The sequence below is a fragment of the Sedimentitalea sp. genome, assembly GCF_039973035.1.
Taxonomy (GTDB): Bacteria; Pseudomonadota; Alphaproteobacteria; order Rhodobacterales; family Rhodobacteraceae; genus Sedimentitalea.
Genome location: NZ_JBDWLR010000022.1, coordinates 1 through 18,863, shown reverse-complemented (window position 1 = coordinate 18,863; position 18,863 = coordinate 1). Strand labels below are relative to the sequence as shown.

Sequence of the window (18,863 nt, the reverse complement as noted above, 5' to 3'; positions counted from 1 at the left end):
TCGGTATCGTCAGTGTGCCGCCCCCTTTTGACCGCTGATCATAAGGCTGCGCGATCAGCGGTCAAAAGAGGGCGCGTTTAGAAAGGCCACGACAATTGGACGGGTTTGAACCGCAGCAGCTCCGTCACTGCCGACCCTGATAATATCGCCTGAGCATGCAAGACGACCATTGCAGCGGCGCGCGCGTCTTCGCCGGCATCGTGGTGGTGAAAGTCGAGGTTCAGTGCCTGCTTGAGGCTGGCCAAACCGTGGCCCCCGTTGCCTTTCAATTCGGGCCAGGCCGCCCGTGCGATCGACACGCTGTTGTGCCAACTCAGGCGGGGAGGAGGAAGGCCGTGAACCTTGCATGCGGAGTTGATCGCGTGTCCGTCAAACCTGCTGTGCTGCACCATCGGATGGCGGGACAGCAGGGGCACCAAACCGGGCCAGACCTGCGCAAAGCTCTGCGCATCTTGTACCGTGTCCGGGCCGATGCCGTGCAGATCAATGTTGAACAGCGCGAAGGGCATCTGCGGGTCGACGTAGGTAGACTAGGTTTGAATGCTCTCGTCATACCCGACACAAGCGATGCCGATCTGGCAGATACTTGCGCTGTTCCCGCAGGCGGTTTCGACGTCCAGCGCGATGAACTGGAAATCTCCGTCAGGGATGTCTTTGGTCAATGTCGCGCCCTGCGCAAGCGGGCCCTCAGCGACTCCATCAAAGTGTCGGAACAGCTGCGCAGAACGGCAACGTCATCCGTCAGACGCGAATAGGACCAGAGGCCCTGTACCGAGATCATGGTGTAACGCGCGAGATCGTCGATCTCGGATTGTGAGAGCGGCCCATGTTGGCCGTTTTCTTTTGTAAGCACATGCTGAAACCCTCTCACCAAACGGTCGCAATGGGCACCTAGCTTTTGTCTAGTTTCCACCTTGTCTTCGGGGATCTGGGTGAGTGTGTTCCCCACAAGACATCCCCTGCCATAGCCGCCCGCAGCCTCAAAGCGCGCTAGCAAATTGTGCAGGTATATGTCGATGCTGTCGATACCCGCTCCCTCAGCCTCGACCGGGGCAAAAGCAGGGGTGACAACGACCTCTTGATACCTGTCCAGACAGGCATGAAAGAGGTCATCTTTACCCGCAAAATCGCTATAGATCCCCGCGCGGCTCACACCCGTCTCACGCACGAGATCACCCATGGAAACGACGTGATAGCCGATCTTCCAAAAGGTTTGCAGCGCGCTGTCCAGCAGGTTTTCACGGGAACGGGACTTGGCTCTGGGCATTTTTCACCTTGTTAAAGAATGATCGTTCTTCTAATTCTAAACTGACTCACCCGCAAGCCCGAGGTACCCAGTATGACCGCGTCTTTCCGCGATAAAAAGAAATTTGCCTCCGTTCTTGGCAAGCAAATGGCCTATATCGAAGAAGGCACCGGCGATCCGATTGTGTTTCTTCATGGCAATCCGACATCGTCCTATCTGTGGCGCAACGTGTTGCCATATTTGACGGGCCAAGGTCGCCTGATTGCTCCGGATCTGATTGGCATGGGCGACAGTGACAAGCTCGATAACTCAGGTCCCGACAGTTATACCTATGTTGAGCAACGCAAATATCTTTTTGCGTTGCTGGAGCAGTTGGGTGTGACCAATAACGTGACGCTGGTGATCCATGATTGGGGCTCGGGCCTCGGCTTTCACTGGGCTCAGACGCACGCGGACGCGGTCAAGGGTATCGCGTTCATGGAGGCCATTGTTGCCCCCGTTCCCAGCATGGACAGTTTTCCCGAAAAGAGCCGCGCGGTTTTTGAAGGGTTGCGGTCACCTGCAGGCGACGAGATGGTATTGCAGCGCAACATATTTGTAGAGAACATCCTGCCTGCATCGATCCTGCGCGATCTGAGCGAAGAGGAAATGAACGAATACCGTCGCCCCTTTGCCAATGCGGGCGAGGATCGGCGCCCGACCCTGACTTGGCCGCGCCAAATCCCGATTGGCGGCGAACCTGCGGATGTGGTCGAGATCGTCAGTGCCTATTCGCATTGGTTGACGCAATCGCCAATCCCCAAACTTTTCATCAACGCAGAACCCGGTGTGCTGATTTCCGGTCCGGTCCGCGAATTTGTCCGCAGCTGGCCAAATTTGACCAAAGTCTCATTGCCCGGGTTGCATTTCGTGCAGGAAGACTCGCCCAATGAAATCGGCGAAGCCATCCGCGACTGGCACGCGGCTCTGTAACGTTCTGCGCTCAAATTACTGATTGAGATACAGTTACCTTTCTCAGGAGTTTCAAGCGTGGGGGCGACGATTCCCGCGCTGTCCATCCGTCAAACAAGCAAGAGTGTATCGAGGTGATTAGGGGCATTGTGCAGGCAAGCATCTGATAACTTTACGGTGCCCTCAGTCCTAATCTCAAACTTGCGACTTGTATGATCCGGGCGTCCGGTTGGTCCAGTTGCGAAAGGCCCGGTGAAAATTGGGCGGCGCCGAAAAGCCGGTCTCAAAGGCGATTTTTTCAATGCTGTCTGTGCCCAGTTGTAGCGCACGGATAGCGATGTCGCGGCGCAAGGCGTCTTTGATTTCCTGAAATGACGTTCCTTCCTCACTCAATCGTCGGTTCAGCGTTCGGGGCGTCATTTGCAAAGCAATAGCCGCGTCCGGAAGATGGCAGGTCTGCCAATCGGCACCATACAGAAAAGAGCGAACACGCAGGCTGTTTGTATGCGCGCGTGAGCTGGTAAAGATCCAGTCAAGCGGGGCTCGTTCCAGAAATACGGTTGCCTCGGCAGCGCTACGAGTGATCGGACGCATGAATTGGCGTGGATCGAACAGGATGCTGGTGCGTGGCGCCGAAAACTCCACTGGGCAAGGGAAAACCACCGCATAGTCAGCAGCAAAATCCGGACGCTCAAACGCCAACCGCACGGCTTTCACCGGCGTTTCCACCCCGCCCAGCCAAGACAACAGCCCATGCACCAGTTTCAAGATCAGCATATGACCAAACCGCTGCGGGCGCGTGTTCGGGACATAGGGCACCAACGACAGTTCTACCTCGTCCGCTCCATTTCGTAGAACCAGATGGAAATCGTCTAACAGCAAGTTCCAGAACGTGGTGAACCGATACAGCGCGGAGACCAAGCTTCGCGCCTCTCGCTGAACCGTAACGAGATGCTGCAGCGCGCGGCTTCGGATCGGACGGCTCCACAGGCCCATCATTTCGTCCCCGGTTTCGACCGCCGCCAATTGGTAGAGCAACGCGATCTCGCTCAGCGTCACGCGCTGCGCGGATGCCATGGGGCTGGTTTGAAATCCAGAACGCAACAGCAACGAATTCATGGTCTCGGGCGTGCAACGGGACTCTAGCGCATCCAGCCAATCCTGAACGAAGCCCGCTGAAACGGTTGTCAAGGCGACGGGGTCATGGGCGTTCACGATAGAAATCCAATTTGGCGTAATCCGATATGATTTTGGCAAAAGATGAGCTTATCGGCAAGCCTGCGCAATGCTAGCTGACGCAAAACAACAGCAAACGACTTGGAGCAGGTATGTCCTACCAGCCGCCCCTGCAGGACTTGATGTTCTGTATTGAACATCTTTCCCATTGGAACGAAATCTCGCAGATGAAGAGATTCTCGGATTTCGACCTGCCCGATATCGCGGCGGTGCTTGAGGGTTACAGCCGCTTCTGCGCAGACCAGATAGCGCCATTGTCGCATTTGGGAGATACAGAGGGCGCAAGCTTCGAGAAGGGCCGGGTGAAAATGCCCGAGGAGTATGTGCAGGCCTATGCGCAGTTTGCGGACATGGGCTGGCAAGCACTTACCCATCCGGTAGAGTATGGCGGCATGGGTCTGCCACGGGCGGTTGGCGCCGCGGCATTGGAGATGTTGAACGCCGCCGATATGAGCTTTGGCCTCTGCCCGCTGCTAACTGACGGCGCGATTGAGGCGCTGTTGTTGTCCGGGTCGGACGAGCAGAAAGCCACGTATCTTGAGCCACTGATTGCAGGGCGCTGGTCGGGCACGATGAACCTGACGGAGCCGCAGGCCGGCAGCGATTTGGGTCGTGTGGCGACCAGGGCGATGCGACGCGGAGATGGGCGCTATGGCATCTCAGGCACCAAGATTTTCATCACCTATGGCGCCCATGATCTGACCGAGAACATCGTCCATCTGGTTCTGGCGCGCACACCAGATGCCCCTACCGGGCCGGCTGGGATGAGTCTGTTCATCGTGCCGCAGAAACTGGTGGAACCGGATGGCACGCTGGGAGCCGAAAATGCGGTGAACTGCGTGAGCATCGAGCATAAGCTAGGCGTGCGGGCCAGCCCGACGGCAGTTCTGGAATTCAACGATGCCACGGGGTACCTGATCGGCGACGAAAATCGCGGGTTGGAGTACATGTTTGTGATGATGAACGTGGCGCGGTTTTCGGTAGGGGTGCAGGGGATTGCGATCTCCGAACGCGCATACCAGCGAGCCCTGACCTTTGCGCGCGAACGCGTGCAAAGCCGCCCGGTGAACAGTAAGAGCGGGGACGCTGCCCCCATTATCGAACATCCGGATGTACGCCGAATGCTCTTGCGGATGCGCAGCCTGACCGAAGGCGGACGTGCCGTGGCGGCGGCAACTGCCGGGTTGCTCGACGTGGGCCGTTGTCAGGACAACAAGGAGATGACCGCGCTGGCCGAATTCATGGTGCCGCTGGTCAAGGGCTTTTGCTCGGAACGGGCGGTCGACGTCGCCTCGTTGGGCGTGCAGGTCCACGGTGGCATGGGTTTCATCGAAGAAACCGGTGCCGCACAGCATTACCGTGATGCACGCATCCTGCCGATTTACGAGGGCACCACGGCCATTCAGGCCAATGACCTACTGGGTCGCAAAGTACTGCGTGACCGGGGTGAAACCGCTCGCCGCTTTGCCATCCTGATTGCGGAAACCGAAGCGAAGCTCGCTGGAGGAGATGCGGCCGCGCAAGCGATCGGCAGCAGCCTCGCGCAGGCGCGCGGTGCATTTGAATCCGCACTGGACTGGTTACTGGCGAACAGCCGCAAGGACGCTGACACGGCATATGCGGGCTCTGTCCCCTTTTTGATGCTGGCAGGAACATTGGCGGCGGGTTGGTCACTGGCCAAAGGCGCCCTAGCGGCACAAGCAGCACTAGACGCGGGGCAGAACAGACAATTCATGACCCAGAAAATCGCTACGGCGTTGTTTTTCGCCGAGCACATTTTGCCTGAGTGTCTTACCGAACAAACCCGCATCCTTTATGGCTCAAGCAGCCTGCTTGATGCCACTTTCCCAGACTAACTCACCCGAAAGGACCTGACCCATGAACGATGTAGTCAACCCCGACAGTTACGAGAATTTGGCAATTTCGGAGAGCGAAAACGGCCTTTACGTCTTATCTCTGAACCGCCCGACCAAGCGCAACGCGTTGGATCTCGCCACAATCGAGGAACTGATCCGGTTTTTCAGCGGTGCGCGTATGGCTGGGGTCAAGGCGGTGGTGCTGGCCGGAAAAGGTGATCACTTCTGCGCAGGGCTTGATCTTGTCGAACACTGGAAGGCCGACCGGAGCGCGGGTGATTTCATGCACGTCTGCCTGCGCTGGCATGAGGCGTTCAACAAGATGGAATACGGCGGTGTGCCAATCATCGCAGCACTTCAGGGGGCTGTGGTGGGTGGCGGTCTTGAGCTTGCCAGCGCCGCACATCTTCGGGTGATCGATTCCAGCACCTATTTCGCCCTACCTGAGGGACAGCGAGGCATTTTCACCGGTGGTGGCGCGACAATCCGGGTTTCGGACATGATCGGAAAATACCGGATGATAGATATGGTCCTGACCGGCCGCGTCTATCAGGGGCAAGAAGCTGTGGATTTGGGCCTCGCTCAATACATCGTCGACGAAGGCACAAGCTTTGACAAAGCGATGGAATTGGCCAAAAAAGTTGCCCAGAACCTGCCACTAACCAACTTTGCAATATGTTCGGCAGTGAGCCACATGAACAACATGTCCGGCATGGACGCGGCCTATGCCGAGGCTTTCGTAGGCGGAATCGTCAATACCCAACCTGCAGCGCGGGAACGTCTGGAAGCCTTCGCCAACAAGACAGCCGCACGCGTGCGGCCCAATGACTAGGGTAGGCGGGACAGAATTAGATCTGTGAGTCCAAGACTGATGATGTGACGACCCCCGACGGCATCTTTGCGATACGGCCGGGGGTCACTCCACCGCCCGAATGGGCTGCACTTGGGGATGATTTTCTGCGTCCAAGGTAATCTTGGCCTCGATTCCATACATGGAGCTCAAGTTATTTGCCGTCAAAACATCCACAGGCGGGCCAGATGCGATTTTGTGCCCGCCATTCAGCCCGACAATGCGGTCGGCGAACTGCGCCGCCAGGTTCAGGTCATGCATCGCCATGCCGATGGTCGTCCCGTTCTGCCGCGAGATCTTTTGCAACCGGTCGAGCACAAGCAACTGGTGGCGCAGGTCCAGTGCAGCAGTTGGTTCATCCAGCAGCAAGACACGGGGTTGGCGAAACAGGGCTTGGGTCAGGAATACGAGCTGACGTTGCCCGCCACTGATTTCGTCCAGCTGGCGGGCATGCAGCGAGGTCAGCCCAAAGGTATCCAGCGCTGCCATCGCCGCGTCAGCGATACCGGCAGACAGCCGCAGCCCCAGGCTGCCCAGACGCCCAAGAAGCACGACCTCCAATACAGTCAGCGATGATTGCGCGCCGGTGTCCTGAGGCATATAGGCGATCTGGCGGCGCTGGTCCTTGGGTGACAAGGCCGCCCCGGAAAACGAGATCACACCCCGCATCGGGCCAAGCCCCGCAAGGGCGCGCAACAATGTGGATTTGCCCGCACCATTACAGCCGATGAGTGTGGTGATCTGCCCCTCGGGCCAGTGATCGTCAAAGGCACGGATCACCGGTGTCTTGCCATAGGCCACGGTCAGATTCTTGATATGCAGGCTCACCAATGCCTCCTTTGGCCGCGCAGGATCAGGAAAAACAGGAACGGTACGCCAATCAAAGCGGTAACAATGCCAATCGGAATCACGCCGCCGGGAGAAACCAGTTTCGAAACCACAGACGCGCCGGTCATGATGATTGCACCCATCAGGGCGGCCATCGGCAGCAGGACGCGCTGATCTTCGCCAACCATCATCCGGGCGATATGTGGCGCGACAAGACCTACAAAACCGATGGTCCCAACAAAAGCCACGGCCGCTGCTGTCAAAAGCGCCACCAGTCCGAACAGCTTGACCCGCAATGCGTGCACATCCACGCCAATGGCCGCCGCACGGGCATCTCCAAGACGCAGGGCGGTCAGTTGCCAGAGGTTTGGCAATACCGCCAGCGAGCTGAGCGCAAAGACCACGGCGACGATGGGCACGTTGTTCCAACTGCTCTTGAGCAGCGAGCCAAACAGCCAGAACACGATCGACTGCAGCACTTCGGGCGCGGCCAGATATTGCACCAGCGATTGCGCGGACTGAAACATGAACAGGGTGGCAATCCCGGCCAACACCATGATTTCGGGGCGCATGCCGCGCATTTTCGAGAAGGAAAAAACCAGCGCGGCCGCCAGAACACACATGACAAAAGCCGACAAGGGAATGGTCATCCACGGCAGGAACGGCAGGGAAACACCCGTCAGGATGGCCAGCGCGGCCCCAAACCCGGCGGCCGCAGAAAATCCAAGCGTATAAGGGCTTGCCAGCGGGTTGCCGAGGATGGTTTGCATATGCACTCCGGCAGTGCCCAGCGACATCCCCACAAGCATAGCCATCAGGGTCATCGGCAGGCGAATGTCCTGAACGATCACGCGGATCATCGGCTCGACCCTGTTTGGAGAAAACAACCCAGCCAGAACTTCGCCCAACCCCAACATGGCCGGACCTGTCAGAATGTCGGCCACGACCAGCAGACCAAGCACAGCGACAGCCCCCGCAAGCCGGGTCAGACGCCGCAGCACCAGCGCGCGGTATTGCGAAATATGGGCGGTATAAGGGGCGGCAAAGACCGCCCCCTTTATGGTCTCGGATGCCCCGCCATCCGGGGCGGACATCAGTTGCCGCCGCCGGGCAACTGAGTCATGTAACTGCCCTCGAACTCGATTGGCATGTAGGTGGCAAAGAACCGGTCCAATGAGGCCTGCGGGTCGATATCGGCAAACTGTTCAGGATACATCGCCTTGGCCAGAAACTGCAGAAACGCATAGTCATAAAGCGTCCGATTCCCGCCGTGGTAGATACCGAAGACCTTGCCAGTCTTCACGGCATCCAGACCATCCCAACCGGGGCGAGCCAGATAGGCCTGCATACGCTCGTGCGTCAACGCATCGTCCACACCCGGCCCCATGACCACCGCCTGATCGAGCCCGGCCCATCCGGACCCGGCCAGCAAGATCACCTGTGGATTTTGCGCCAGCACGTATTCAGGGCTCAGCTTGCCCCAGCTGCTGATCTGTCCGTTGGCAATGTTGGTGGCCCCCAGTTGGTCGATCACGCTGCCCCATTGGGTTCCGGCATAGGAATTGTCGACGCTGTCCATGCCTTTGCGGCCCAGCTCTACATAGACCTTGGGTGCGGCACCCTCGGGAAGCGTCTCCAAGCGGCTTTCGACCTCGGCGACAGCAGTTGCGTATTCATCCGCCAGGGTTTTGGAACGCTCTTGCGCACCCATCAACTCGCCCAAAAGTTCGGTCGATTTGACGTGCATTTCAACGGTCTGCGCATTGTAGTCGAGAACTACGATCGGGATGCCTGCCGCTTCCATGCGGTCGGCTATCTCACCCAATGCTTTGTATTGCCATGCGGCCAGAACGGCCACGTCGGGCTGGGCGGCAATCACCGCTTCCAGCGAAAAGGTTCCGGCTTCGACTTCACCTACGTCGGTCAACTCTTCCAGACGCGGGATGGCGTCCGAGTAGGTCTGCCATTGAAGACTGCGCCATCCAGCCCAAGTGTCCTTGGAGATGGCAACAACTCGATCATAGGCCTCGGGGCCTGCAACGGCCATAAAGTCTTCAAAGTAAAAGCCCAGCAGGATGCGCTGCGGGTCTTCGGGCACGTCGACAGTGCGGCCCATCGTATCCGTCAGGGTGATGTTTTCAGCCCACGCGGGGATGGCGAAAGTTACCGCAAAGGCGGCCGCGGCAACGCCACGTGCAAGTGTCTTGAACATTAATTTTCCTTTGGTTCACGTGTGATGTCCAGAGTCTGCCACAAAGGCGCGATCCCGGATTTCAGTCAGGTTTTGTGAAAGCTCAAAGGAATGGAGGGGCGCGGCTGTTGTAGTCTGCGGCCAGACGCAGGGGATTGTGAAGCGACGGCGCCAGAGGCAGCCGCCGCTGATAGTTGCGCGCCATGGCACGCCAACCCGTATCCGCACGCTCAGCCGTGTCGGCAATCAGACCGAAGGATTGGCACCAGTCACAGCCTTGTCCACCTTGCGCAGGCTCGCTCGGCTCACCGGTTTCCGGATCAATGGTGATCTCTTGAATGCCAAAGGGCGAACAGATTTCGATCTGCATCGCATTTGCCGATGACCCGACCATCACTCCGGTCATGGCGATCTGTATGAACAGCCATGCCATTGCCGGGAACAGCAATCCGAATTTGTGAAGGATGGTGCGTTTCAAGGTCAGGCCATAGTTTGCACATCGTCGGGCATTGATTGCAGACTCGTGACCAAGGTTCAACCATGCGCGGGACGGTGATTGAAATCGTCGGTGTTTTTCGTGGCGTTTGGCGGCCAAGGTTGTCCATGACAATCGAGATTATTAGGCGGTCACCAACGAATGCCATTCTTAGCGGCAACTAGGTTTCCGAAGTCCACCTCACGACGAGGGCGTTGAATCCTAAAGTTGCACCCAGTCTAGCGCAGCTTGTTCAGGTGGCCTGAGTCGGTGGGGCAGGGTGGACATCGCCCATTACCTGATCTGTGCAGCAAGCCCACCAGCGTTCAAACGACCCGGTAGAGGCCGCCATTCCTAAAAGCGAACCCCGCCAGCAGAGTGCTGGCGGGGCCACCTACCACCGATACAACGGGTTACTATGCAATCATGAAATCATCGGTGGTAAAGTCTGTAACCGCGACATCTTCAAAGGTGATCACCTTGTCATTGAGAGTAAGCTCAACGTCATCACCAGCCTGTGCCAGGTTTCCGATCAGGTTCGTAGATGTGGCACTGGGATCCGAGGTTACAAATTCGAGGCGATCCACACCGAATTCAAAATCCACGATGACATCGACGCCAATATCAGCCTCAAAGAACACAAAGGTATCTGCGCCTTCGCCGCCGCGCATCACATCATTGCCTTGGCCGCCGCGAATGACATTGCCGCCGCTGTCACCCGTGATCGTGTCGTCGAATGCGGTGCCTGTGACATTCTCGAAATTGACTGCGGTCGATGAACCCACAATGCCCGCGTTCAGATCAACGTTGGTGCCGGTTGCTGCCTGACCGAGATCAAGCAAATCCACACCTTCGCCGCCATCCAGAACCAGATCGATCTTTTCGAGCACATCTTCTGTGATGACCGCAGTATCGTTTCCATCGCCAAAGTTTGTCTCCAACGTTTCGGTTTTGCGAACATCCAGTTGGAACAGGCCGGCCTGAGTCTGGTCGTTCACCTCGATCCGCGCAAACTGCACGCCCTCGCTGGTCACGGAGAATTCGGCCACATCCTTGTTCTGAAGATCGTCGTTGACCAGATCGGTGTCGAAGTTGACCTGAACCACATCGTCGCCCTTGCCGCCATTCAGCAGGTCCGAGCCATCCCCGTTGTTCCAGATCAGAGCATCGTCACCTTTGCCGCCATAGACCGCATCATTGCCCTTGCCGCCCGTCAAAGTATCATCGCCACCACGACCGAAAATCTTGTCTTCTCCGTCAAGCCCAGAAATGACGTTGTCCTGCTTGTCGCCTCGGACCGCGTCATCATAAGCCGTGCCAATGACGTTTTCGAAGTTCTCTGCAGTAGAGCCGTTCAATTTGCCCTTTGCAAGGTTCACCCGGACAGCATCGGCAGCCTGCGCCAGATCCAGCGTGTCGGTTCCGGCACCGCCATCAAGATCAAGCCTGATCTCGTCCAGCACATCGTCTTTGATCACAGCGGTATCATCACCGCCGCCAAAGTTGGTCTCCTGAACCTCGGTTTTGCGGATATCAAGCTGGAACAGGCCGGCCTCGGTCTGATCATTCACCTCGATCCGGGCGAACTGTATACCTTCGTCAGTCACGGAGAATTCCGCCACGTCCTTGTTCTGAAGATCGTCGTTGACCAGATCAGTGTCGAAATTGACCTGAACGCGGTCGTACCCGACGCCGCCCACCATAAGGTCCGAACCGTCGCCATTGTTCCAGACAAGCAGGTCGTCGCCCCATCCGCCCAACATCGTGTCGTCGCCCTTGTTGCCAATCACGACGTCATTGCCGAATCCGCCAAGCAAAGTGTCTTCGCCAAGTCCGCCCGAGATCTTGTCATCGCCCAACAGGCCGAAAACCAGGTCGTTTCCGCCGTTTGCGGAAATATCGTCGTCCCCGAACGACCCGATAATCAGGTCACTCTTGTCTGATCCTGCGATATTGAGGCCATTGGAAAACAGGTCAAAAAAGTTGAAGTTCATCATAATCGTCTCCATTAAAATCCATTTTGTGCGTTTGTCTTTGTCGTCACGCGCCTGAAGCCTGAGAACAACGCCTCGTCAGCAGGTGCGATACCCATTGGTCGTGCCATCACGGTCAGCGGTTCAATAATAATTTCCGGAGGTGAGTGGGGGGCCAAAACATCGAACTACGCAGCCAAGCGATTTGCACCCCGGACGCTTCGACGTTATCCAATCTCAGGTAGAACCAATTGGTGAGCCGACAAAGGACCACGCATGGATGAAACCGGGCGCATTCGACAAATTGGTTCGGGCGACAAGCACGCCATGCGCGACCTTTATGTCGAGCACGGTGATGCAATCTATGCGTTCGTTCTGGGCCGCTGTGGTGATCCGGCGCTTGCCAGAGACACGGTCCAGGACACTATGCTTGATGTATGGCGAACGGCATCCCGGTTCTCCGGTAATTCATCGGTAAAAACCTGGCTGTTTGCAATCGCACGCAACAAACTCGTGGATGCGCTGCGCAAACGCGGCAAACTGAGTTTTGTCGAGGAGGTGCCGGATAGCGTCGATCAGGCGCCAAACCCCGAAGCCGCCGCGATTGCGTCGGCAGAGTCGAGCCGTTTGCGGCAATGTCTGGACAGACTATCGAACACACAACGTACAGCAGTCCGGTTAGCGTTCTTTGAGGACCTGACCTATGCAGAGATTGGCGAAATCGAGAGCGTTCCGACGGGGACGATCAAGACACGCATATTTCATGCCAAACAGGCTTTGATGCGCTGCCTTTCAAGAGGTTGAGCCATTCGATCCCCGGTCAGGGATCAGGCATGAACTCCACAAGGTCTTTTTGCGAAGCCAGCACTTCAAAGGCGTTCTGCCGACGCGTTTCACTAGCGAAAGACACCCGCACAATACCAAGCGCACTTGGCCCGTCTGTGATCGTTCCGCCCAGGTCGGTCAAAACCGCTATCACATCCGCCATGGTTGCAGTGCCCCGAAACTTTACCTGCAACTCGAATTTGTCCGATGTCTCGCTCGCGGTATGAAAAACCTCGGATCCGGTGTCAGGTCCCAGGCGAGGGACGGCGACGACCTGCCACACCGCAACCGCAATGCAAGCCACTGCCGCGTATTGCGCCAGCTGCACCCAAGGGCGCCGGTTGTCATTGGCCGCCTTATCGGGTTGATCGATAGCATCTGATATCCGCTCCCAAAGCTCTTCCGGTTCCGGCAGTTTGGGTGCGTTTGCAAGTTCACCACGAACAGATTGCATCAGGGTGACTTCACCTCTTAGACCCGTGTCCGCTGCCATATCGCGTTCAAACTGATCCCGCTCCCGAGATGCAAGCCTGCCCTGCAGATACGCCAGAATTTTGTCGTCGCGGTCCATTCACCCGTGCCTATGTTTTTGCAGTATTCGATACTTTGTCGCATGAACTCGGCAGAAAGTTCAAAATAATTTGCAAGGATGCGCTATGTGTTAGCCCATAATTTTGAACCACTCTGATCGGACCGGCGACAAAGCACTGACTGGGACGCGTTTGGCGGTCCCGCTTTTCAGATTGGAAGACCGCATGCCCATCATCCAAGTTATTGCCCGCGCCATCGCCGCCACAAGCCTATGCTCTGCAATGCTGTTTGGGTGCGCCCCCTCCGACGATGGGCCCGGCGCTGTTTCCACGCCATCAAACGTCCTTGACCCGCAACAGGTGTTTGCGCTGGTTTCCGATGACACGAGCGAGAGTGACATCAGAACTGCCGCAGCCTCCGAAGGTTACCGAGTGTTGGACAGAACCCACCTCGCAGGCCTTGGCCTCACGATGTTGAGCATTGAAATGACACCGGGTGTGTCCGGCAAAGAAGCGATCAACCGCCTTGAAAGTGCTGTTCCGGCCTCGGTTGTGGGTGTGAACCACATCTACCGTCCGCAACAGCAATCCGGCACAACAGGCACGCTTGATTACGCTGGCGAAATGATGAAGTGGCCGCAGAACGGCTGTCGCGCGCAAACACCTGTTGGGATTATCGACACCAGAATAGACACTCAGGCCCCAGCTCTGGGCTCTGCCAAAATCGTGACACGCCAGTTTTTCGATGGACCGGCCACTGCTGCAGATCATGGCACCAATGTTGCAACGGTTCTGGCTGGTACAGGTCGCTTGACGGACGTCACGCTTTACGGGGCGGATGTCTTTGGCCGTGAAGAGGGCGTGGGCCTCGCAGCGGGGGCCGACGCGCTGATCAAGGCCCTGGACTGGATGGCCGACGAAAATGTGCGCTTTGTCAATCTGGCGCTTGCAGGCCCTTATAACAAGCTGCTCGACCTAGCCGTAGATCGGGCCGCTAAACGAGGAATGATCCTGGTGGCAGCTGTTGGCAACGATGGGCCACGCGCCGATCCGCTCTATCCGGCCGGTTTTGAAAGTGTCATCGCGGTGACTGCCGTCGACGTGAATGGTGGCATCTATCGCAAAGCAGTGCGCGGACCCCATGTCGATGTCGCGGCTCCGGGCGTCGACATACTGTTGGATACCGGTTCCGCAACGCGCCTCGTATCCGGCACGTCCATCGCAACCCCGTTTGTGACGGCCCGTTTGGTCGGCGATCAAAGTCTAAAAAACGTAAGATCTGTCGATGGAGTGCGCGAACACCTAGCGGCAACCAGCACGGAACTGGGGGCTCCGGGGCGGGACTCATTGTTCGGGTACGGGCTGGTCATTGCCGAAGGAATTTGCGGGAACTGACAGTGGCATATGCGACCGGCCGCCAAATCGTCTCTGATTTTCGTTTTAGGCTTTATGGCACATTGAAGCTAGTGGCCTTTGGCCAGCTCGCGTCGGGGGCATCTTTCTCACGAAAATGTCGCACCTCAGTTTTGAATCCATGTCGGATTGGCTTATTAGTGAGACTGCGAGTTTAGCGCGTTTTTCCTGGCATATTCAAAAGCCTAACTTCAAAACGGGGCTGTCCATGGCAGCTTCGCGGGACGAAGTGAGCTTTCGGTGCACTGGCGCATATGATCGTTCTGGTAAACCGTTCAACAAACGGTATTTTTTGGGAGGGAGTGTTAATGCTCGATATAAAGTTCCATCGGCGTACAGACCGCCGACCTGTGTAGATTTCCGATGCATTGATCACGATCCTCTCTGCGGGGAGCCGGTCCCAGTATCGAGGTAGTCTTTTAGGCTCCCAAGAGGCGTTGTTGAAGCACTCGGTGGCAGGTGGATTCACGGCGTGAATTCGGTAGGTTAGGACGCAGGGCATGAGCAAGCCCGAACTCGCCCGCTACCGCAGGACGAACTGGAAGTCCGACAACAAAGCGCTGAAGCGGCGTGGAACTCTGTTGATCTGGCTCGACGAGGACATGGTATGACATGCCCCCAAGGTTGGGCGCCCGGGTCGGCCACCGGTATTCTCCGATGGCGCCATCCAATTTTGCCTTTCGATCAAGGTGCTTTTCAAACTGCCGCTTAAGCAAGCCGCGGGGATGGATACCAGCCTCCTGCGCCTGGCTGGATTGGCCGGTTCCCGACTGCTCGACCCTTTGCCGTCGGCAGAAGATCCTGTCCGTTCAGATCCCGTATCGCCGCGCCAATGGTCCGCTTAAGCTGCTCGTGCTCTCTCGGGACATCACTGCGTTATGCTCTGCAGGGTGACAGACAGCGCTGGCATCAAGTTCCTCGGCGATGGCGCGTGGCAAGCCCGCAAGCATGGCGTTCAGGGGCGCCGCCAATCGCTGCCCGGCAGGCGAGTGTATGCATTCGCCGAGAGGGGCGCAAAGTCCATCTGGCCATGGATACTGCTCCCTCTGACATACACGCTGCTACCACACCGCCATCATCGGGCGTGACGCTGTCCCGATCATTCCGGTCCGCAAGAACGGTCGGCCGTGGAAGGAAGATTGCCCAGCTGCTCGGGTTCGTAACGAAACCTTGCGCGCCACCCCGCACCACGTCCGGGCCTTCTGGACGCGCTGGACAGGATACCACGTTCGGAGTCGGGTCGAGGCGAAATGCGTTGCCTCAAGGCATTGGGCGAGCGCATCGCAGTTAGAGACCCCGACCGCCAAGCCGCCGAAATCCACATCCGCAGCGCACTCATGAACCGCTTCAACGCACTCGGCACCGCCGAAATCGTCCGTGTGGCATGACATCAATGGCGAAAGAGGAAGTCACGCTCCAGGCGGGAGTTCTGCAACAATGCCCTAATGAAGGAAAATCGATGCGCGATGACGTTGTATGGGACCAGAAACGGACAGACCTAGACGCGCTTCCTTGCCTCGCTCCCAAGATCATCGGGATGATTGGTGGAAAGTGGAAACTGTTTTTTCTTCAAGTTCTGATATTTCAAGGGACCAAGAGGTTTGGAGAGCTGCGAAAAAGCAATGATGGCAATACGCAGACGATGCTGACCAATCAGCTTCGCGCATTGGTGGCTGATGGACTGATGACAAGAAAGTTCTATGCTGAAGTGCCGCCCAAGGTAGAGTATTCGGCGAGCGCCAACGGTCTAGCATTGGAACCTGTTTTCACATCAATGCATGTGTGGTGGGAAAATCGAGTGAATGAGAATTGATTATCCAATAAAGTGTCTAAGGAAACGCAGACGTTGTTTGTTGGACACCGAAGCAAATTTCGTCCCTTCAAAGGCCGTACAATAAACCCTCGTTATTGGTATCTGCGCTGACCGGCGTGTCCTACGCTCCGAAAACCCCGTTCCAAACCAAACACTTGTTGATAACTTCTGCCTCGCTAGTGTTAGCCGCCATTCATGCGTAGCGCAGCATCCGTCACTTTGGGCTGATTTTGTTGAAAAACTCATGCTTGATTGAGGGCGGAACTGCTGATTCAATTCTCTTATTGAGCGGGGGAATAGGCGATGATGGGACCGAGGCAGGAGGCGCAGGCTGCGCTGTTTTACGAGTTCTCGCTGGAAGATCACGTTCCGCTGAACCATCTGCTACGGTCCATTGATAGGTTTGTCGATCTTACCACGATCAGAGCACATCTGGCGGATTTCTACAGCCATACGGGTCGCCCCTCCATTGACCCAGAACTTCTGATCCGCATGCTTTTGATCGGATATTGCTTTGGCATTCGATCTGAGCGGCGGCTTTGCGAGGAGGTGCATCTGAACCTAGCCTATCGGTGGTTCTGCCGCCTCAATCTGACGGATCGCATCCCGGATCACTCGAGCTTTTCCAAGAACCGCCATGGTCGCTTCCGCGAAAGTGATCTGCTGCGCCATGTGTTTGAGACGACGGTTGCGTGTTGCATGAAGGAAGGCTTGGTCGGTGGCCAAGGCTTTGCGGTCGATGCCAGCCTGATCAGCGCCGATGTTCAGAAGCAGAACTCGAGCAATCCCGAGGATTGGGCCGCTCGCGAGATTGATCCCGCTGATGCACCGCGTGCCGTCCGCGAGTATCTCGATACGCTTAATGATGAAGCTTTTGGCGCAGCGACAACGGCAAAGCCCAAGTTCACCGCCCATGCTGACCCAGCCAGCCAGTGGACAGCGGCGCGCAAAGGCCCTGCTTTCTTTGCCTATTCCGACAACTATCTGATCGACACGGACCACGGCATCATCATGGATGTTGATGCCAGCCGGTCGAACAAGACCGCTGAGGTCGGCGCGATGCGCAAGATGCTCGACCGGACCGAAAAGCGTTTTGGCGTGAAGCCTGATTGGATCGCTGCGAACACCGCCTATGGGTCTTCCGACACTCTGGTCTGGCTGGCATTAAAGCGCCAAATCCTCCCCTTTATCCCGGTCTTCGACAAGGGTGAACGGACCGACGGAACCTTCTCGCGCTCCGACTTCACATGGGATGATGAGAACGACCGGTACATCTGCCCGGGCGGCAAGGAGATGCGGCATACATGGCGGACCTATTCTGACCCAAAACGGAATGCGCCAGTTTGGAAATCGAGAAACTATCGGGCTCTGAAATCAGACTGCACAGGATGCGAGCTGAAGGCAAAGTGCTGCCCCAACGCTGAAACGCGTTCGGTCCATCGCGACAAATATGAGATTGTCAGAGACTTTGCCCGCCAATGCACAGCATCAGAGTTCAATCCAAAGGCTCAGGCGCGACGAAAAAAGGTCGAGATGCTCTTCGCTCATCTCAAACGCATCCTCGGCCTGGGGCGGCTCCGATTACGGGGCCCTTGCGGCGTTCAAGACGAGTTCACCCTCGCAGCCATCGCCCAAAACCTCCGGAAACTGGCGAAGCTCAAGCCAATGGTGTCCGCCAAAAGTTGAAGCGGCGGCTATCCCTAAGACATCTGAACGAAATCAAACCGATACCTCAAAAAAATCTGCCGAAATCAACGACTTTTTCAACAAAATCGGCTCTGATCTGCCGCTCGCCGCACTCGGTTTGAAGGTCCGCTGTCGGGAACCGGCCCGAACTTTGAAAAGCCCACTATTTGCGCATCGCGACCATTGGTGTTTGCTGCGACGGACGCGTCAGGCGCGGCACCCAATAGATAGCAGCGTGTACGACAGCTTTACGATGATCCCGGATGCTGATTGAGCACCTGCGGCGAATTCACACTATCCGCCCCTTCAGGTCGAAGCACCGCATCATGCCGCGCAAAGAACGAATACCTTGAAAGGGCTGTCAGCGGACAACCAGTGCTGCACCGAAAACGGTCAAGCTGGGGCTCAGGGCTAAAATCGGATGCCGCACTGTCAGAAGGCGGCTTTGAGCCCGCCGCGGACGTGCCAAATATCTTTTTCTAGGAGATTATCTCTGCTCTGCCTTATTGTTGAGTTTAACCTCGATGCAAAATCTTCGAGTGATTTGACTTAGGGGAAAGGATATGCGGCTAGTCTTAATGACTCTTATACTTTCATGCGACAGCATTTCTGGCGAATGCTGAGCCATCCGTTGAAAGAGGTGAATATTTGGTGCGGGGACCGGCGGGTTGCGGAAATTGCCATACGCCCCAAACTGCTGAAGGCCCCGACATGTCCAACGAGTTAGCTGGGTTCATGGTCGAAGAGAACCCCGCGTTCGAAGCGTGGGCGGTGAACATTACGCCCGGAGGACGTGTCGCCAACTGGACGGATGGGGAATTGGCAAAAGCTATCCGAGTAGGTATTCGGCCAGATGGCTCCGTCATCGGGCCGCCAATGCCAATGAGCCTTTACAGAGGTTTGTCCGACGATGACGTTTACTCCATCGTTGCATTCCTCCGAACGGTTCCAGCAAGCGAGAATGAAACGCCATTCTCCACATATAATATT

Annotated in this window: 17 protein-coding genes and 2 pseudogenes; 9 read left to right on the top strand and 10 right to left on the bottom strand. The window is 56.8% G+C overall.

Annotated features, from left to right (window positions below; translation table 11 throughout):
• Positions 1–77 precede the first annotated feature (77 nt).
• From ABJO75_RS05170 to ABJO75_RS05160, 3 genes and pseudogenes are all read right to left on the bottom strand, one after another.
• Positions 78–515: pseudogene (locus ABJO75_RS05170) on the bottom strand (exonuclease domain-containing protein); the annotation flags it as partial.
• A 15-nt stretch (positions 516–530) separates the two neighbouring features.
• Positions 531–662 (bottom strand): hypothetical protein, encoded by a 132-nt coding sequence (locus ABJO75_RS05165; RefSeq protein ID WP_348132259.1) that lies wholly within the window; start codon positions 660–662, stop codon positions 531–533.
• Positions 659–1,267, bottom strand: a complete 609-nt coding sequence (locus tag ABJO75_RS05160) for a TetR/AcrR family transcriptional regulator (protein WP_348132256.1) — start codon at positions 1,265–1,267, stop codon at positions 659–661. The genes ABJO75_RS05165 and ABJO75_RS05160 overlap by 4 nt, the downstream gene beginning before the upstream one ends.
• Before the next feature lie 72 nt (positions 1,268–1,339).
• Here ABJO75_RS05160 and ABJO75_RS05155 point away from each other — a divergent pair, with 72 nt between their 5' ends.
• The gene (locus tag ABJO75_RS05155; RefSeq protein ID WP_348132254.1) at positions 1,340–2,218 is read left to right on the top strand and encodes a haloalkane dehalogenase; all 879 of its coding nucleotides are present in this window, start codon (positions 1,340–1,342) and stop codon (positions 2,216–2,218) included.
• Positions 2,219–2,392: 174 nt separating this feature from the next.
• Here the strand turns inward: ABJO75_RS05155 and ABJO75_RS05150 are convergent, their stop codons facing one another.
• On the bottom strand, positions 2,393–3,412 hold the full coding sequence (locus ABJO75_RS05150; RefSeq protein WP_348132252.1) for an AraC family transcriptional regulator ligand-binding domain-containing protein: 1,020 nt from the start codon (positions 3,410–3,412) through the stop codon (positions 2,393–2,395).
• 188 nt (positions 3,413–3,600) lie between these two features.
• Between ABJO75_RS05150 and ABJO75_RS05145 the strand changes: the two genes are divergently transcribed.
• Positions 3,601–5,289 (top strand): acyl-CoA dehydrogenase, encoded by a 1,689-nt coding sequence (locus tag ABJO75_RS05145; RefSeq protein ID WP_348132249.1) that lies wholly within the window; start codon positions 3,601–3,603, stop codon positions 5,287–5,289.
• Positions 5,290–5,311: 22 nt separating this feature from the next.
• Positions 5,312–6,121, top strand: coding sequence for a methylthioacryloyl-CoA hydratase (gene dmdD, locus ABJO75_RS05140; RefSeq protein WP_348132246.1), 810 nt, complete (start codon positions 5,312–5,314; stop codon positions 6,119–6,121).
• An 84-nt stretch (positions 6,122–6,205) separates the two neighbouring features.
• On the opposite strand, the gene ABJO75_RS05135 is transcribed toward dmdD, so the two are convergent.
• The 5 genes from ABJO75_RS05135 to ABJO75_RS05115 form a co-directional block, all read right to left on the bottom strand.
• The gene (locus tag ABJO75_RS05135; protein WP_348132243.1) at positions 6,206–6,967 is read right to left on the bottom strand and encodes an ABC transporter ATP-binding protein; all 762 of its coding nucleotides are present in this window, start codon (positions 6,965–6,967) and stop codon (positions 6,206–6,208) included.
• Complete coding sequence (locus ABJO75_RS05130) at positions 6,964–8,061, bottom strand: iron ABC transporter permease (RefSeq protein ID WP_348132240.1); 1,098 nt, start codon at positions 8,059–8,061, stop codon at positions 6,964–6,966. Before ABJO75_RS05130 ends, ABJO75_RS05135 begins: the two co-directional genes overlap by 4 nt.
• Complete coding sequence (locus tag ABJO75_RS05125; RefSeq protein ID WP_348132237.1) at positions 8,061–9,179, bottom strand: ABC transporter substrate-binding protein; 1,119 nt, start codon at positions 9,177–9,179, stop codon at positions 8,061–8,063. The genes ABJO75_RS05130 and ABJO75_RS05125 overlap by 1 nt, the downstream gene beginning before the upstream one ends.
• A gap of 82 nt (positions 9,180–9,261) precedes the next feature.
• Complete coding sequence (locus ABJO75_RS05120) at positions 9,262–9,636, bottom strand: DUF2946 family protein (protein WP_348132234.1); 375 nt, start codon at positions 9,634–9,636, stop codon at positions 9,262–9,264.
• Positions 9,637–10,049: 413 nt separating this feature from the next.
• Positions 10,050–11,627, bottom strand: coding sequence for an iron-regulated protein frpC (locus ABJO75_RS05115; RefSeq protein ID WP_348132231.1), 1,578 nt, complete (start codon positions 11,625–11,627; stop codon positions 10,050–10,052).
• Positions 11,628–11,882: 255 nt separating this feature from the next.
• On the opposite strand from ABJO75_RS05115, the gene ABJO75_RS05110 reads away from it, so the two are divergent.
• A complete protein-coding gene (locus ABJO75_RS05110) occupies positions 11,883–12,410 on the top strand; it encodes an RNA polymerase sigma factor (protein ID WP_348132228.1) in 528 nt (175 codons plus the stop codon).
• A gap of 16 nt (positions 12,411–12,426) precedes the next feature.
• Here the strand turns inward: ABJO75_RS05110 and ABJO75_RS05105 are convergent, their stop codons facing one another.
• Positions 12,427–13,002, bottom strand: a complete 576-nt coding sequence (locus tag ABJO75_RS05105; RefSeq protein ID WP_348132225.1) for a hypothetical protein — start codon at positions 13,000–13,002, stop codon at positions 12,427–12,429.
• Positions 13,003–13,186: 184 nt separating this feature from the next.
• Here ABJO75_RS05105 and ABJO75_RS05100 point away from each other — a divergent pair, with 184 nt between their 5' ends.
• From ABJO75_RS05100 to ABJO75_RS05080, 5 genes and pseudogenes are all read left to right on the top strand, one after another.
• Entirely contained in the window at positions 13,187–14,356 is a 1,170-nt protein-coding gene (locus ABJO75_RS05100) for a S8 family serine peptidase (RefSeq protein WP_348132223.1), read from the top strand.
• A 518-nt stretch (positions 14,357–14,874) separates the two neighbouring features.
• Positions 14,875–15,762, top strand: a pseudogene (locus ABJO75_RS05095) (IS5 family transposase).
• A gap of 5 nt (positions 15,763–15,767) precedes the next feature.
• Entirely contained in the window at positions 15,768–16,187 is a 420-nt protein-coding gene (locus ABJO75_RS05090; RefSeq protein ID WP_348132221.1) for a helix-turn-helix domain-containing protein, read from the top strand.
• A gap of 303 nt (positions 16,188–16,490) precedes the next feature.
• Complete coding sequence (locus tag ABJO75_RS05085) at positions 16,491–17,873, top strand: IS1182 family transposase (RefSeq protein ID WP_348132219.1); 1,383 nt, start codon at positions 16,491–16,493, stop codon at positions 17,871–17,873.
• Between the two features lie 609 nt (positions 17,874–18,482).
• A partial coding sequence (locus tag ABJO75_RS05080; protein ID WP_348132262.1) for a cytochrome c occupies positions 18,483–18,863 on the top strand: 381 nt, incomplete at its 3' end.